The organism is Streptomyces roseus (assembly GCF_001044425.1).
Taxonomy (GTDB): domain Bacteria; phylum Actinomycetota; class Actinomycetes; order Streptomycetales; family Streptomycetaceae; genus Streptomyces; species Streptomyces roseus.
This window is the reverse complement of the sequence record NZ_LFML01000121.1, coordinates 1-13674: the sequence shown is the minus strand read 5'-3', so window position 1 is coordinate 13674 and position 13674 is coordinate 1. Positions and strand designations below refer to the sequence as shown.

The 13674-nt window shown below is 72.6% G+C and carries 16 protein-coding genes; 9 read left to right on the top strand and 7 right to left on the bottom strand.

From position 1 onward, the window contains the following. From ACS04_RS26570 to ACS04_RS26560, 3 genes are all read left to right on the top strand, one after another. Positions 1-922 (top strand): glycosyltransferase family 4 protein (locus tag ACS04_RS26570; RefSeq protein WP_048479318.1); only part of this gene is annotated, 922 nt, incomplete at its 5' end. Between the two features lie 61 nt (positions 923-983). Further along, the gene (locus ACS04_RS26565; RefSeq protein WP_048479317.1) at positions 984-1718 is read left to right on the top strand and encodes a class I SAM-dependent methyltransferase; all 735 of its coding nucleotides are present in this window, start codon (positions 984-986) and stop codon (positions 1716-1718) included. Beyond that, the gene (locus ACS04_RS26560; RefSeq protein ID WP_048479316.1) at positions 1715-2803 is read left to right on the top strand and encodes a prenyltransferase/squalene oxidase repeat-containing protein; all 1089 of its coding nucleotides are present in this window, start codon (positions 1715-1717) and stop codon (positions 2801-2803) included. The genes ACS04_RS26565 and ACS04_RS26560 overlap by 4 nt, the downstream gene beginning before the upstream one ends. 114 nt (positions 2804-2917) lie before the next feature. Here ACS04_RS26560 and ACS04_RS26555 read toward each other — a convergent pair whose 3' ends face one another. After that, positions 2918-3220, bottom strand: a complete 303-nt coding sequence (locus tag ACS04_RS26555) for a hypothetical protein (protein ID WP_063839309.1) — start codon at positions 3218-3220, stop codon at positions 2918-2920. A gap of 134 nt (positions 3221-3354) precedes the next feature. On the opposite strand from ACS04_RS26555, the gene ACS04_RS26550 reads away from it, so the two are divergent. Together ACS04_RS26550 and ACS04_RS26545 are read left to right on the top strand one after the other, a co-directional pair. After that, positions 3355-4041 carry a hypothetical protein gene (locus tag ACS04_RS26550; protein WP_048479320.1) on the top strand — a complete coding sequence of 229 codons (687 nt, stop codon included), beginning with the start codon at positions 3355-3357 and terminating at the stop codon, positions 4039-4041. Positions 4042-4116: 75 nt separating this feature from the next. Beyond that, the gene (locus ACS04_RS26545; RefSeq protein ID WP_048479314.1) at positions 4117-4494 is read left to right on the top strand and encodes a hypothetical protein; all 378 of its coding nucleotides are present in this window, start codon (positions 4117-4119) and stop codon (positions 4492-4494) included. Between the two features lie 43 nt (positions 4495-4537). On the opposite strand, the gene ACS04_RS26540 is transcribed toward ACS04_RS26545, so the two are convergent. The 4 genes from ACS04_RS26540 to ACS04_RS26525 form a co-directional block, all read right to left on the bottom strand. Further along, positions 4538-5548 (bottom strand): LLM class F420-dependent oxidoreductase, encoded by a 1011-nt coding sequence (locus tag ACS04_RS26540; protein ID WP_048479313.1) that lies wholly within the window; start codon positions 5546-5548, stop codon positions 4538-4540. Positions 5549-5655: 107 nt separating this feature from the next. Further along, a complete protein-coding gene (locus tag ACS04_RS26535; RefSeq protein ID WP_048479312.1) occupies positions 5656-6483 on the bottom strand; it encodes a DUF5336 domain-containing protein in 828 nt (275 codons plus the stop codon). 137 nt (positions 6484-6620) lie between these two features. Next, positions 6621-7568: an N-acetylmuramoyl-L-alanine amidase gene (locus ACS04_RS26530; RefSeq protein ID WP_398023569.1), complete on the bottom strand. Its 948-nt coding sequence runs from the start codon at positions 7566-7568 to the stop codon at positions 6621-6623. A gap of 152 nt (positions 7569-7720) precedes the next feature. After that, complete coding sequence (locus ACS04_RS26525) at positions 7721-8368, bottom strand: class I SAM-dependent methyltransferase (RefSeq protein WP_048479310.1); 648 nt, start codon at positions 8366-8368, stop codon at positions 7721-7723. Positions 8369-8571: 203 nt separating this feature from the next. Between ACS04_RS26525 and ACS04_RS26520 the strand changes: the two genes are divergently transcribed. Then, positions 8572-9627, top strand: a complete 1056-nt coding sequence (locus ACS04_RS26520; RefSeq protein ID WP_053080952.1) for a right-handed parallel beta-helix repeat-containing protein — start codon at positions 8572-8574, stop codon at positions 9625-9627. Positions 9628-9633: 6 nt separating this feature from the next. On the opposite strand, the gene ACS04_RS26515 is transcribed toward ACS04_RS26520, so the two are convergent. Next, positions 9634-10497, bottom strand: coding sequence for a polyprenyl synthetase family protein (locus ACS04_RS26515; protein ID WP_245236557.1), 864 nt, complete (start codon positions 10495-10497; stop codon positions 9634-9636). 219 nt (positions 10498-10716) lie between these two features. Next, positions 10717-11154, bottom strand: coding sequence for an ATP-binding protein (locus tag ACS04_RS26510; protein WP_398023520.1), 438 nt, complete (start codon positions 11152-11154; stop codon positions 10717-10719). Between the two features lie 84 nt (positions 11155-11238). On the opposite strand from ACS04_RS26510, the gene ACS04_RS26505 reads away from it, so the two are divergent. The 3 genes from ACS04_RS26505 to ACS04_RS26495 form a co-directional block, all read left to right on the top strand. Beyond that, entirely contained in the window at positions 11239-12087 is an 849-nt protein-coding gene (locus ACS04_RS26505; protein ID WP_048479307.1) for a helix-turn-helix domain-containing protein, read from the top strand. Continuing rightward, the gene (locus ACS04_RS26500) at positions 12047-12307 is read left to right on the top strand and encodes a DUF397 domain-containing protein (protein WP_048479306.1); all 261 of its coding nucleotides are present in this window, start codon (positions 12047-12049) and stop codon (positions 12305-12307) included. Before ACS04_RS26505 ends, ACS04_RS26500 begins: the two co-directional genes overlap by 41 nt. A gap of 113 nt (positions 12308-12420) precedes the next feature. Next, positions 12421-13674: serine/threonine-protein kinase (locus tag ACS04_RS26495; RefSeq protein ID WP_048479305.1), on the top strand; the 1254-nt coding region annotated here is incomplete at its 3' end.

Below are 13674 nucleotides of genomic sequence, written 5' to 3'. Positions count from 1 at the left end.
GGGCGAGTTCGACGTCATCCACGACAACCAGACGCTCGGCTACGGCCTCCTCGCCGACCTCGGCGCCCCGCTCGTCACCACCATCCACCACCCCATCACCGTCGACCGCGAGCTGGACCTGGCCGCCGCCAAGAGCCGCCGCCGGCGGGCCTCCGTGCGGCGCTGGTACGGCTTCACCCGCATGCAGGGGCGCGTCGCCCGCCGGCTGCCCTCCGTGCTGACCGTCTCCGGTTCCTCCAAGCAGGAGATCGCCGAGCACCTGGGCGTGCGCGACGAGCGGATCCACGTCGTCCACATCGGCGCCGACACCGACTTGTGGTCGCCCGACGCGTCCGTCGCCGAGGTACCGGGGCGGATCGTCACCACCTCCAGCGCCGACGTCCCGCTCAAGGGCCTCGTCCACCTCGTCGAGGCGCTCGCGAAGCTGCGCACCGAGCAGCCCGAGGCCCACCTCGTCGTCGTCGGCAAGCGCGCCGAGCAGGGCCCGGTCGCCCGTGCGATCGAAACGTACGGGCTTCAGGACGCGGTCCGCTTCGTCAAGGGCATCACCGACGCCGAGCTCGTCGACCTGGTGCGCAGCGCGCAGATCGCCTGCGTGCCCTCCCTGTACGAGGGCTTCTCGCTGCCCGCCGCCGAGGCGATGGCCACCGGTACCCCGCTGGTGGCCACCACCGGCGGCGCGATCCCCGAGGTCACGGGCCCCGACGGCGAGACCTGCCTCGCGGTGCCGCCCGGTGACGCGGACGCGTTGGCGGCCGCGCTGGGCCGGCTGCTGGGCGACGCCCGGCTGCGGACCCGCCTCGGCGCTGCCGGACGGGAGCGGGTGCTGGCCCGGTTCACGTGGGCCAGAGCCGCCGAGGGGACCGCAGCGCACTACCGCGCCGCCATCGAGCAGGCAGCACGCAGCCGCCGCGCGCGGTGACCTTCCGCCTCTTCCACACCACCACCCCCGTACACCCCCGCGACCGCGAAGGCAGGACCCCGTGCTGACCGTCGATTTCTCCCGGTTCCCGCTCGCCGCAGGCGACCGTGTGCTCGATCTGGGCTGCGGCGCCGGCCGGCATGCCTTCGAGTGCTACCGGCGCGGTGCCCAGGTGGTCGCAGTCGACCGCAACGGCGAGGAGATCCGCGAGGTCGCCAAGTGGTTCGCCGCCATGAAGGAGGCCGGTGAGGCCCCGGCCGGCGCCACCGCCACCGCCATGGAGGGCGACGCGCTGGCCCTGCCGTTTCCCGACGATTCCTTCGACGTCGTCATCATCTCCGAGGTGATGGAGCACATCCCCGACGACAAGGGCGTGCTCGCCGAGATGGTCCGCGTCCTCAAGCCCGGCGGCCGCATCGCCATCACCGTCCCGCGCTACGGCCCGGAGAAGATCTGCTGGGCGCTGAGCGACGCGTACCACGAGGTCGAGGGCGGGCACATCCGCATCTACAAGGCGGACGAGCTGCTCGGGAAGATGGAGGCCGCCGGCCTCGAGCCGTACGGCACCCACCACGCCCACGGGCTGCACTCCCCGTACTGGTGGCTCAAGTGCGCGTTCGGCGTCGACAACGACAAGGCGCTGCCGGTGAAGGCGTACCACAAGCTCCTGGTCTGGGACATCATGAAGAAGCCGCTGGCCACGCGCCTCGCGGAGCAGGCGCTCAACCCGGTCATCGGCAAGAGCTTCGTGGCGTACGCGACGAAGCCGCACCTTCCTGTCGGCGCGGCGAAGTGAGCTCGCCCGGGCGTACCGAACGCCTCGTGCTGGACGGGGTGCTGACCGCCGAGGAGGCCGCCGCGACGGTCGCCGGGATCCTGGCCGCCCAGCGCTCCGACGGGGCCATCCCGTGGTTCCGGGGCCACCACCTGGACCCGTGGGACCACACCGAGGCCGCGATGGCCCTCGACGCCGCCGGCGAGCACGAGGCCGCGGAGCGGGCGTACGACTGGCTGGCCCGGCACCAGAACGCCGACGGCTCCTGGTACGCGGCGTACGCTGACCGGCCGGACGGGGTGGACACGGCCGAGCCGCAGGACGCGAGCCGGGAGTCCAACTTCGTCGCGTACATAGCCGTCGGCGTCTGGCACCACTACCTGGCCACCGGCGACGACCCGTTCCTGGACCGCATGTGGCCGGCGGTCTACGCGGCGACCGAGTTCGTCCTCGGACTCCAGCAGCCGGGCGGGGAGATCGGCTGGAAGCGCGAGGCCGACGGCACTGCCGTCACGGACGCGCTGCTCACCGGCTCCTCCTCGATCCACCAGGCGCTGCGCTGCGCGCTGGCGATCGCCGAGCACCGCGAGGAGCCGCAGCCCGACTGGGAGCTGGCGGCGGGGTCCCTCGGGCACGCGATCCGGCTCCACCCGGAGCGGTTCCTGGACAAGTCCCGGTACTCGATGGACTGGTACTACCCGGTGCTGGGCGGCGCGCTCTGCGGTGCGCGGGCGAAGGCGCGGATCGAGGAGCGCTGGGAGGAGTTCGTGGTGCCCGGGCTCGGCGTGCGCTGCGTCCTGCCGAACCCGTGGGTGACGGGCGGGGAGTCCTGCGAGCTCGCGCTGGCCCTGTGGGCGATGGGAGAGTCGGACCGGGCGCTGGAGATCCTGCGCTCGATCACGCACCTGCGCGCGGACAACGGCATGTACTGGACGGGTTACGTCTTCGAGGACGGGGCCGTGTGGCCGGTCGAGCAGACGACCTGGACGGCCGGGTCGCTGCTGCTCGCCGTGGCGGCGCTGGGCGGCGACGAGGCCACCGGGGCGGTGTTCGGGGGGCTGGAGCTGCCGTCGGGACTGGAGCCGGACTGCTGTGGGCGGGGCTGAGCGCGGAGAGCCGCGCAGCGGGAGCCGAGTGCTCAGGGCCGAGCGCAGAGGGCCGAGCGCGGAGATGAGGGCGGGCCGCCGCGGACGGAGGCCCGCCCTCACCCGAACTCGCGGTCAGCGGCGGTAGAGCCGGCCCGCGATGAGGTGGCCGATGACGAGGTAGGCCACGGCCGCGATGCCGTAGCCGACGACGACCTGGACCCACTCGCGATCGAAGGTGAACAGGTCGTAGGACCATCCGGCCAGCCAGGTGGCGGCGTCGTGGATGAACTCCACGAGGCCGTTGCCCCGGTTGGCGTCGAGGAAATAGAGCAGGACCCACAAGCCGATCGTGAAGGCCATCACGTCCGCCACCGCGGCGACGACCCGGCCGGCTTGAACGCCTCCTCGGGCGTGTACTCCGGTGTGTGTGCGCATGCAGCTCGTCTTGCCCCGTAAGGGTGAACCAAACCCGAACGGGTCATCCAAGTGGCGCAGCACTGGGGCCCGGGTGACGCTGCGGGAGACACCTCACTCCCCGGAGGTCCACCGTGTCGAAACCCAGCGAGTCCATATCCACCAGCACCCGGTTCCGCCGCGCCGTCACGGCCCTGTTCGTGTCCGGCGCGCTGCTCGCGGGCGCCACCGCCTGCGGCGGCGGCTCCGCCCGTGGATCCGGCGGTGGTGAGCCCGCGCGCGCGGGCGTGGCCCTGTCCATGGCCGCGCAGCAGGAGGCGACCGACGAAGCTCTCGCCGTGCAGGCGTTGACCGCGCAGGCGGCCGGCTGGCAGGAGACCGCCGACGAGGCGGCGGCCGCGGCCTCGCCCGCGCCCAGTACCACCGCGGAGAAGCAGAAGTTCGCGAAGACGCGCTTCGTCGCCAACGCGGGGCTCGCGGCCGGCGCCACCTACCAGTGGATCATCAAGCCGTACCGCGAGGGCAAGTTCAAGAAGGGCGCCAAGGGCCGCACCTTCGCCCTCGTGAAGGCGGGCCTGGCGGGCGCCTTCGCGTACAACCGGCTCAAGGCCGCGGCGGACAACGCCAAGGGCGACCCGCTGCTGTCGAAGGCGGTGGCCCCGCTGACGGCGAGCATCGAGTCCCTCAAGGGGCTCGGCTCCAAGCTGCGCAAGGGCGATGCGAGCGATGCCGACGTGACCTCCCTCCAGAACGTCATCAACGGGGTCAAGGGTGCGGGCGCGGGCGCCGGCGCCCCGGTGACCGAGAAGGTCCCGAGCCTGTCCCAGCTGAGCGGCGGCTAGCCCTCGCCCCTCGTACGTCGCGGGACGGCCGGGCAGCGTCGCCCGGCCGTCCCGTCGGCCTGTTTCAATGGACGGATGATCGAATTTCTCCGGCACAAGCGGCGCGAGCGGCTCGCCGCCCTGACACCGGACGGGATCCCCTGCATGGCGCGCCACCCCGCCGGCGCCGGCCGCTGGCGGTCGGGCCGCGTGCTCACGGGCCCGGACGGGACGCGCTGGGTGCCCCGGCGCGGTGAGCCCGTACCGCTGCCCGCCGGGCGCGCGACCGGCGTACGGGCGCCCTCCGTGAAGGAGGCCATGGCCATCAACCCCGGCTCGCGGATCGTGGCCTGCGCGTACGGCGCCGGAGGCTCCGGCGGGAGCATCGAGATCGCCGTCATGCCGCTGGACCTGCGCGAACTGCTGGAAGCCGTCCCCCGCTCCGAAGCGGACGCGGACGCCCCTACGGCGTGATGGTCGCCCGTACGTACTTTGGGACGGTGGCTGTCACATGAGATCAGTTGTTGAGCTCCGCCAGTACGCGCAGGGTGTGGGGGTCCGGGGCCGTCAGGAGGAGGTCGGTGACCGGGCCCTTGCGCCACAGGTCGAGGCGTTCGGCGATGCGCTCGCGCGGGCCGATCAGCGAGATCTCGTCGGCGAAGGCGTCCGGGACGGCGAGCACCGCCTCCTCCCTGCGCCCGGCGAGGAACAGCTCCTGGATGCGGCGGGCCTCCTCCTCGTAGCCCATCCGCGCCATCAGGTCCGCGTGGAAGTTGCGGGCGGCGTGGGCCATCCCGCCGATGTAGAAGCCGAGCATCGCCTTGACCGGGAGCAGGCCTTCGGCGACGTCGTCGCAGACCTTCGCCCGGGCCATCGGGGCGATCATGAAACCCTCGGGGAGTTCGGCCAGTGAGGCCCGGTAGGCGTCGGTGCGGGTCGGCGACCAGTAGAGGGGGAGCCAGCCGTCCGCGATGCGGGTGGTCTGGGCGATGTTCTTCGGGCCCTCCGCGCCCAGCAGGAGCGGCAGGTCCGCGCGCAGCGGGTGGGTGATCGGCTTGAGGGGTTTGCCGATGCCGGTGCCGTCCGCGCCGCGGTACGGGTGCCGGTGGAAGCGGCCGTCCAGCGTGACGGGCCCCTCGCGGCGCAGCACCTGGCGGATGACGTCGACGTACTCGCGGGTGGCGGTCAGCGGGCTCGCGGGAAAGGGGCGCCCGTACCAGCCCTCGACCACCTGGGGCCCGGACAGGCCCAGGCCCAGCATCATCCGGCCGCCGGAGAGGTGGTCCAGGGTGAGGGCGTGCATGGCGGTGGCGGTGGGGGTGCGGGCTGCCATCTGGGCGATGGCGGTGCCGAGGCGGATCCGGGAGGTGTGCGCGGCGATCCAGGTGAGCGGGGTGAAGGCGTCCGAGCCCCAGGCCTCGGCGGTCCACACCGAGTCGTAGCCCAGGTTCTCGGCCTCGGTGGCGAGGTCGAGGTGGGTCTTGTCGGGGCCGCGGCCCCAGTAGCCGAGTGCGAGTCCGAGGCGCATGTACGTCGTCCCCTCCAGCCATTCCTGACGATGCGTCAGGTGACTGTAGGGCAACGGCCCCCCACCCGGAAGGGCGGGGGGCCGTCGGCCGTGCGGGCGGGGCGGGCTCAGCCGCGCTGGATGCCCGAGGTGTCGTTGAGGACGCCGCGGCGGCCGTCCTGGGTCTGCGCGATCAGCGTGGCCGGGCCGCGCTGGTCCACCGCCAGGTACCAGGTGCCCGGCGCGAGCTCGGCGATCGGGGTGGGGGCGCCGTCCTCCGGGAAGAGGGGGCGGGCCACCGGGACCGCGAACCAGAACGGGGTGAAGTCCGCCGCCGGAGCGGCCGCCGCGTCCTGCGGACCCGGGCCCGCAGCCGGGGACGGCGACGGGTTCGGGGTGCCGCCGTAGGGCGGGACCGGCTGCGGGGTGGACCCGTACGGCTGGCCCTGCTGGGCGCCGGCGCCCGGGTAGCCGTACCCGGTGCCGGGCTGGGGGTGGGCCCCGTACGGGGCGGGGGCGACGGGCTTCGGCTCGGGCACCAGGCCGCCGGCGAGCGCGGGGATCTTCGCGCCGGCGACGGCCACGCCGGCCAGCGCGAGGGTGGCGAGGAAGGCGATGATGCAGCCCGCGCCGAGGTCGGCGCCGCTCGGGCTGGTGATCAGGGACCAGAGGGAGGACCAGGCGGCCGCGACCGCGAGCACCGTCCCCCACGCGGCCAGCGGGAGGCCCGCCGGCTTGCGGGTCTCGGGCTGGAAGCGGGCGGCGATGAGGAGACCGGCCGCGATGAAGCCGAGCAGGAAGATCGTGGGGAGCGCCAGACGGTACACGTCGGTGTCCCACACGCTCGGCAGGTCGAGGCCGGTCGCGGAGTAGAAGTCGAGGAACGAGGCGATGAACAGCAGCACCGCTGCTCCGATCACCACGCCGTCGCCTCGAGTGAGGGAGCGGATGTTCACGTGTTAGGTGTCCTTCTCGGTCTCGGTCGTCTCGTGGTGCCGCGGTCACGCACGTGCAGGAGCGGGGCGGGCGGGACCATGGTACGGAGGTTCCCGGCGACCGAGAGGATCGGGGCGGCAGGCTGTCCTGGAGGGGATTACCCGCCCAAGAAGCCGACGATGCCGTCCGCGATGCCCTGGGCAGCCTTCTGCCGCCACTCAGGACTCGTCAGCAGCGCCGCGTCCTTGGCGTCACGCATGTTGCCGCATTCGATGAACACCTTGGGCCGGGTCGAGAGATTGAGTCCGCCCAGATCGTCGCGGACGACCAAGCCGGTGCCGCTGCCGAGGTAGTTGGCGGGGGCGGAGCCGGTGGTCCGGGCGAAGTTCGAGCCGATCCGCTCGCCGAGGTCCCGCGAGGGGCCGACGATCTTGGCGGTGTCCGCGGCACCGCCCTTGACCTTGGCCGGGAGGATGACGTGGTAGCCGCGGTTGCCCGAGGAGACCCCGTCCGCGTGGACCGAGACCACGGCGTCGGCGGCGGCCTCGTTGCCGATGCGGGCGCGCTCGTCGATGCAGGGGCCCCAGGGGCGGGCGGTGCCGGCCTCGTGGGTGAGCACCACCTTGAGGCCCTTGGCCTCCAGGACGGTGCGCAGCCTGCGCGACACGTCCAGGCTGAACTCGGCTTCCATGTAGCCGGAGTTCGTGGTGGTGCCGGTGGTGTCGCACTCCTTGAGGTTGGTGCCGATGTCGACCTTCCGGTCGATCTCGGAGGTGTGCTTGAAGTTGCCGGTGTTGTGGCCGGGGTCGATGACGACCGTCTTGCCGGCGAGGGGGCCCTTGGCCCCGGGGGCGGCCGCGGAGGGGGAGGAGGCCGGGGTGGGCGAGGTGGCCGCGGCCGGCATCACGATCCGGGGCGGGCGGGCGTCGTCCGCCCCCGCTCCGGTGGTCAGCTGGACCAGGACCCATCCCGCCATGAGGGTCGGGGCGAGTACGGCGGCTCCGACGGCCAGACCGGAGCGGCGCGTGAACCACCGCCGGTCCGGGCTGACCGAGGAGGAGGACTCGGGGGAGGGGGGACTCTCGTCGTAGCGCACGTTCGCGATGCTAGACCGGGGGCCCGGCGTCGGCGCGGACCGTGGGCCATACGGGGGCGTGGTGTGCTTGTCCGCTTATATGTGCGCGTTATGTGTGCGCGGCTTCCCCGTGCACGGGGGCCGGTGCGCCCGCGCCCCCGCCCGCCCCTCCCCGGCCGTTCTCAGATGCCCGGGGCGGTGCGGCGCAGGATGCGCAGGGAGTCGGTCACCGAGACCTCCTCGAAGGCGCCGGAGGCCAGGGCGCGCAGGTAGATCCGGTACGGGGCCTGGCCGCCGTCGGCCGGGTCGGGGAACACGTCGTGGATGGCGAGCGTGCCGCCCTCGGCGACGTGCGGGGCCCAGCCCTCGTAGTCACCGGCGGCGTGCTCGTCGGTGTGGCCGCCGTCGATGAAGACGAAGCCGAGCTTGCCGCCCCAGGCCGCCGCGACCTGCGGGGAGCGGCCCACGATGGCGATGACCCGGTCTTCGAGACCCGCCTTGTGGAGGGTGCGGCGGAAGGTCGGCAGGGTGTCCATCAGCCCGACCTCCGGGTCCACGACACTCGGGTCGTGGTACTCCCAGCCCGGCTGCTGCTCCTCGCTGCCGCGGTGGTGGTCGACGGTGATCGCGGCCACCCCGGCCTCGCGGGCGGCGTCGGCCAGCAGGATGGTGGAGCGCCCGCAGTACGTGCCGACCTCCAGGAGCGGCAGCCCGAGCGAGCCGGCCCCGGCGGCCGCCTCGTACAGGGCGAGGCCCTCGCGCACGGGCATGAACCCCTTGGCGGCCTCGAAGGCGGCCAGGATCTCCGGCTTGGGGGTGGCGGGCGCCATGGGGTTCCTCCGGCTGTGCTGTGGGTGGCTGGGCGCCCATGGTGCCCTACCGGCTGGTAGTGCACCATGGCGGGGCCGTACGGGCGGGCGGGGCCGCGGCCCGCCTGAGTGGCGGGCGGGGCTCCCTCCTCAGGGGGACCGGCTGCGGCGCGTCCCCCTCACGTACCTCGGTCCGCCTATCCGATATGCGTACTTTGGCGGCCATGTTCCGACTCGGAGTCCTCGCCGCCGCGGCGGCCGCCCTCGCGACCGCGGTCGCCCCGCCCGCCGCCGAGGCCCACGCTCAGCAGTTCGTGCCGTGCACCGCCGCCGCCCTGAAGAGCGCCATCACCACGGCCAACGGCCTCGCCGGGCCGGCGCACCTCCTCCTCTCGCCCGGCTGCACGTACACCCTCACGGCCCCCGACAACCCGGGCAACGGCCTGCCGCGGGTGACCGGCGACATCACCGTCGTGGGCAACGGCAGCACGATCCGCCGCCAGTCGGCGACCGCGTTCCGGATCTTCGAGGTCGCCGCCCCCGGTGGCAGGCTCACCCTGGAGAACCTGACGATCCGCGGCGGCCGGTCGGAGAGCGGGGGCGCGGGCGGCGGCGCCATCGCCAGCCAAGGCGAACTCACCCTCAACTCCGTCACGGTGACCGGGAACGTCTCGGCGCTCTCCGGAGCCGGCGGGGGCATCATCAGCTCCGGCACGCTCAACCTCCGCAACAGCACCGTGAGCCACAACGTCTCCACGAACAACGGCGGCGGTGTCTACAGCTCCGGTACCGCGAACATCTCGAACACCACCATCACCGGCAACACCGCCAAGGACGCCGGCGGCGGGCTGGACGCACGCGGCGGCCTGACCCTCGCCGACAGCCGGGTGACCGACAACGCGGCCAGGCTCGACGGCGGCGGCATCGCCGCGTTCCTGCTGACGGGGACCGTCACGGACACCCTCGTCCAGGGCAACGACACGGCCTCGGACAACGACGGCGGCGGCGGTATCCTCAACCGGCAGTCGACGCTGACCCTGGAGCGCACCACGGTCACCGCCAACCGGGTCGTCGAGAGCGGGGCCACGGGCGGCGGCATCTCCAACATCTCCGGCGCCTCCCTCGTCCTGCGCAACAGCTCGGTGACCGACAACTACGCCGGCGGCGCCCCGGGCGGCATCTTCAACCACGCGAGCACCGTCTCGCTGACGGCCACCACCGTGGCCGGCAACTTCCCCACCAACTGCGCCCCCGGTGTGTTCGCCGACTGCGCCGACTGACGCTCCCTACACGGCGACCGCGGCCGGGACGGGCCGCGCCCGCAGGAGCATCCGCGCCGAGTGGTCCACGAGGTGCCGCATGACCGGCAGGTGGCGCTCGTCGCCGCCGAGTACGGAGAGCAGGCGGTGGGCCTCGGCGCGGAAGGCGTCGAGGTCCGCCGCGTACCGGTCGAGCACGTCCGGCGCGAGGAGGACGCGGCCGAGCTCCGCGCGGGCCTGCGGGCAGCGGCGGGCCGCGGTGCTGCGGCCCAGGATGTCCTGCCGGTCCGCCGGTGTGGCCGCGTCGTCGAGGGCGCAGGTGAGCAGATAGGTGACCGTCCCGTTGCGGAGGTCTTCATTGCGCCCGGTCAGGATGTCTTCCTGATCGTTGAACAACTGCCACAGAATGCCGAATACGTAACCGAACTCCCGCCACAGTTCGACTCTTTCGTCACTCGCGCCCGCCAACAATGCCGCCATCGCCGTGATCATCGAGTACGGGCCGCCGGATTTCCCGCGGTAGGTCTCGATCACCGAGTTCCGGGTGGCGTGCGCGGCGTCGGCGACGATATCGGTCAGCTGACCCTCGGCGCCCACGGCCCAGCCGGTGGCGATCTCGGCCGTGAGCGCGACCTGGAGCGCGGCCGGCACGGGGAGCGAGCGGACGATCCGGACCGGCAGCACCGTGCCGCTGAGCACCGACGCGAGCAGGGCTTCGTCCTGGCTGATGACGTCGGACGAGGTCGTGCCGTGCCCGTCGCTGAGATCGTCGAGGTAGCAGGCGGAGGTCCACCAGAGCAGGTGCACGGCGGCCAGCGGGGCGGCCGGCCCCGGATCCCCCGTCTCGATGGCGTGCACCATCATCGGGAGCACGGAGAGGGGATGCCGCATTTTTTGATGCCTGAGGAGTCTGCTCACGGCGTTACCGGCGGCGCCCGCCCCGGAAGCGGGAGTGAGGGTCGAGACCGCGGCCTCCAATTCCGCCTGTATGTCCTGGGCGACGTGCCGGTGGAGATCCACATACGTGATGCAATTCACGGTCATTTCCTTCCTGGAATGAATTGGGCTCCGCGTCAACGCCCCAGATTCGGTCATTTGGCGCGGAGGGATCTAGAGCGATTTCCGGACATGACCGGTTCGGATCCCATGGCACTCGAACCACACCGTCTTGCCGGTGGCCGTCGCCTCCACGCCCCATCGGTCGGTCACGGCCTCGACCAGCAGCAGCCCCCGCCCGCCGTCGGCGAGCCCCCCGCCGCGCGCCGGGCGGACCGGCCCCGGACAGCCGTCCGTCACCTCGACCCGCAGCCCCTGCGGCCCGCACAGGATCAGCACCGAGCAGCCCCGGCCGGGCACGTGCCGCACGACGTTCGAGACCAGCTCGGTCAGGGCCAGCTCGGCGGCGTGGGTCAGCGCGGTCAGGCCCCAACTGGCCAGGTAGACGCGCAGGACGCGCCGCATGTGCCGGGCCGAGTGCTCACTGACGGTGAAGGCCATGCGGTAGCTCTCGCCGAGTTCGGCTGCTGAGTGCTCAGTTACGTGATTCACGGCACCAGGCTGTGGTGACGTGGTTACGCTCGGCTACAGACCGAAACGAACGCCGCGAGGCGTGTACTTGGGGGTGACCGCCTCATGGTCAACATCCGTGATCTCGACCCCAGCGCCTCCCCGCTGGACTACTACGGCTCGGAGCTCCGCCGGCTGCGGGAGGAGGCCAAGCTGAAACAGGGCGACCTCGGGAACATCGTGTACTGCACGGCCTCCCTGATCGGCCAGATCGAAACGGCCCGGAAGGTGCCGACGCGGGAGTTCTCGGAGCGGGTCGATGCGGCGCTGGGGACGGACGGGGCGTTCTCGCGGCTGGTGGGGCTGGTGCTGAGGAGTCAGCTGCCGACGTGGTTCCAGGCGTATGCGGAGATGGAGGCGAAGGCGGCCTACATCTCTTCGTTTCAAGCGCAGCTGGTCTACGGGCTGCTGCAGACGCAGGAGTACGCGCGGGCGGTGCTGGGGGTGCGGACCGAGGGAGACCTCGACGCGAAGGTGGCCGCCCGGATGGAGCGGCAGCGGATCCTGGACCGGGAGAACCCGCCATTGATGTGGGTGGTGATGAGTGAGGCCGTGCTGCACCAGGAGATCGGCGGCCGGGAGGTCATGCGGAACCAACTCGCTCACTTGTTGGCTCTGCGGAGGCGGGAGTGGGTGCAGGTGCAGATCCTGCCCTTCGAGGCGGGCGCCCATGCGGGATTGCCGGGCACGTTCAACGTCCTGCGGTTCGACGACGACCCGGACCTGGTCTATACGGAGGACTTCGTCCAGGGCCATATGACGGCCAATCCGCAGGCTCTCAGGGAGGGTTCGCTCCGTTACGATCATTTGCAGGCCGCCGCTCTCTCCGTGGAGGAGTCGGCGGCGCTGATCGCCCGCGTAATGGAGGAGCGTTATGGACACCATCCAGGACCTGACGAGCGCGCGGTGGCGTAAGTCCTCGTACAGTTCCGACACCGGCGGCGATTGCGTCGAGTGCGCCCCCCTCGGCCCCCTCGCCTGGCGCAAGGCCTCGTACAGCGGGGACACCGGAGGCGAGTGCGTCGAAGTCGCCGCCCAGCCCTGCCTCGTCGCCATCCGGGACTCCAAGAACCCCGACGGGCCCGTCTTCACCGTGGGCCCCGCCGCCTTCTCCGCCTTCGTGCGCGGTCTCTGACCCGTCCGCCCTTGCCTTCATCCTGCATCCAAATCCCCCTACCCTGTGCTGAGTTCTAAGGGCCGGACGACCATCCGGGCCTGCCGCACGGGACCAACGGGGGACGGGGCAGTATGAGTCATGCGCTGGACGACGACGACAACGTCGACGGGGGAATCAAGCCGCTCGCGGCCCAGGATCCGGCCCGGATCGGGCCGTACCTGCTGCTCGGCCGGCTCGGGGCCGGGGGCATGGGGCGGGTGTTCCTGGCCCGGTCCGAGAGCGGGCGCACCGTCGCGGTGAAGGTGGTGCACGAGGAGCACGTGTCGGACTCGCAGTTCCGTGCCCGCTTCCGGCGCGAGATCGACGCCGCCCGGCGGGTGGGGGAGCGGTACACCGCGCCCGTCCTCGACGCGGACCCCGATGCCAACCGGCCCTGGGTGGCCACGGGGTACGTGCCCGGGCTCTCGCTGGAGCAGATCGTACGGCGCCACGGGCCGCTGCCCGTGGACTCCGTGCACGCCCTCGCCGAGGGGTTGTTGCGGGCGCTGGGGGACATCCACACGGCCGGGATCGTGCACCGCGACCTCAAGCCGTCGAACGTGATGCTGACCGTCGAGGGCGTCCGCGTCATCGACTTCGGCATCTCGCGCGCCCTGGAGACCTCCGTCGAGTCGCTGATCACCAGCACCGGCATGGCCGTCGGCTCGCCCGGTTTCATGTCGCCCGAGCAGGTGCGGGGGCAGCGCGTCGGGGCGAAGAGCGACGTGTTCACGCTCGGCTGCGTGCTGATGTACGCGGCCACGGGCGAGCTGCCGTTCGGGCAGGGCGCCGGCAACCAGCACGCCGTGATGTTCCAGATCGTGGAGGGCGAGCCGGCACTGGAGAAGGTCGAGGACGAGGCGCTGCGCGCGTTCATCGGCCGCTGTCTGGTCAAGGGCGCCGACGAGCGGCCCGGCGTGGACGAGCTGCTGGCGGATCCGGCCCGGGTCCGCCCGGCGAAGCGGGCCGGGGCCTGGCTGCCGCCCAAGGTGGTGGCGCGCCTCGCCCGGCAGGCGGCGCGGCTGCTCGACGCGGAGGCCATGCCGCAGCGGGAGAGTGCGCCGGAAGAGGACGCCGGGGCCGTGGACCGGGCGACGCTCGACCTGCGGAAGGGGACGGGGGCGTCGGGGGAACCGGCTTCCGGGCCGCTCGTGGGACCGGTGGTCGCGGGCACCACCTCCGGGGGAGTGCGGCGCGAGCGGCGGTGGAGGATCGGGGTGCCGGTGGTCCTCGTGTTCGCGGTCGGCGGCGGGACGGTGGCGCTGGTCGAGCCGTTCGGCAACGGCGCCGGTGACGACGCGAAGGCGGCGCCCCCGGCCGCGAGCGGGCCCCTGACCCCCGGCGCC

Excerpts from the sequence above, each read along its gene's own strand:
- ACS04_RS26515 (WP_245236557.1), bottom strand. The coding sequence starts at position 10,497 with ATGCGGCATCCCCTCTCCGTGCTCCCGATGATGGTGCACGCCATCGAG.
- ACS04_RS26540 (WP_048479313.1), bottom strand. The coding sequence starts at position 5,548 with ATGCGCCTCGGACTCGCACTCGGCTACTGGGGCCGCGGCCCCGACAAG.
- ACS04_RS26545 (WP_048479314.1), top strand. The coding sequence starts at position 4,117 with ATGATCGAATTTCTCCGGCACAAGCGGCGCGAGCGGCTCGCCGCCCTG.
- ACS04_RS26505 (WP_048479307.1), top strand. The coding sequence starts at position 11,239 with ATGGTCAACATCCGTGATCTCGACCCCAGCGCCTCCCCGCTGGACTAC.
- ACS04_RS26555 (WP_063839309.1), bottom strand. The coding sequence starts at position 3,220 with ATGCGCACACACACCGGAGTACACGCCCGAGGAGGCGTTCAAGCCGGC.
- ACS04_RS26525 (WP_048479310.1), bottom strand. The coding sequence starts at position 8,368 with ATGGCGCCCGCCACCCCCAAGCCGGAGATCCTGGCCGCCTTCGAGGCC.
- ACS04_RS26500 (WP_048479306.1), top strand. The coding sequence starts at position 12,047 with ATGGACACCATCCAGGACCTGACGAGCGCGCGGTGGCGTAAGTCCTCG.
- ACS04_RS26520 (WP_053080952.1), top strand. The coding sequence starts at position 8,572 with ATGTTCCGACTCGGAGTCCTCGCCGCCGCGGCGGCCGCCCTCGCGACC.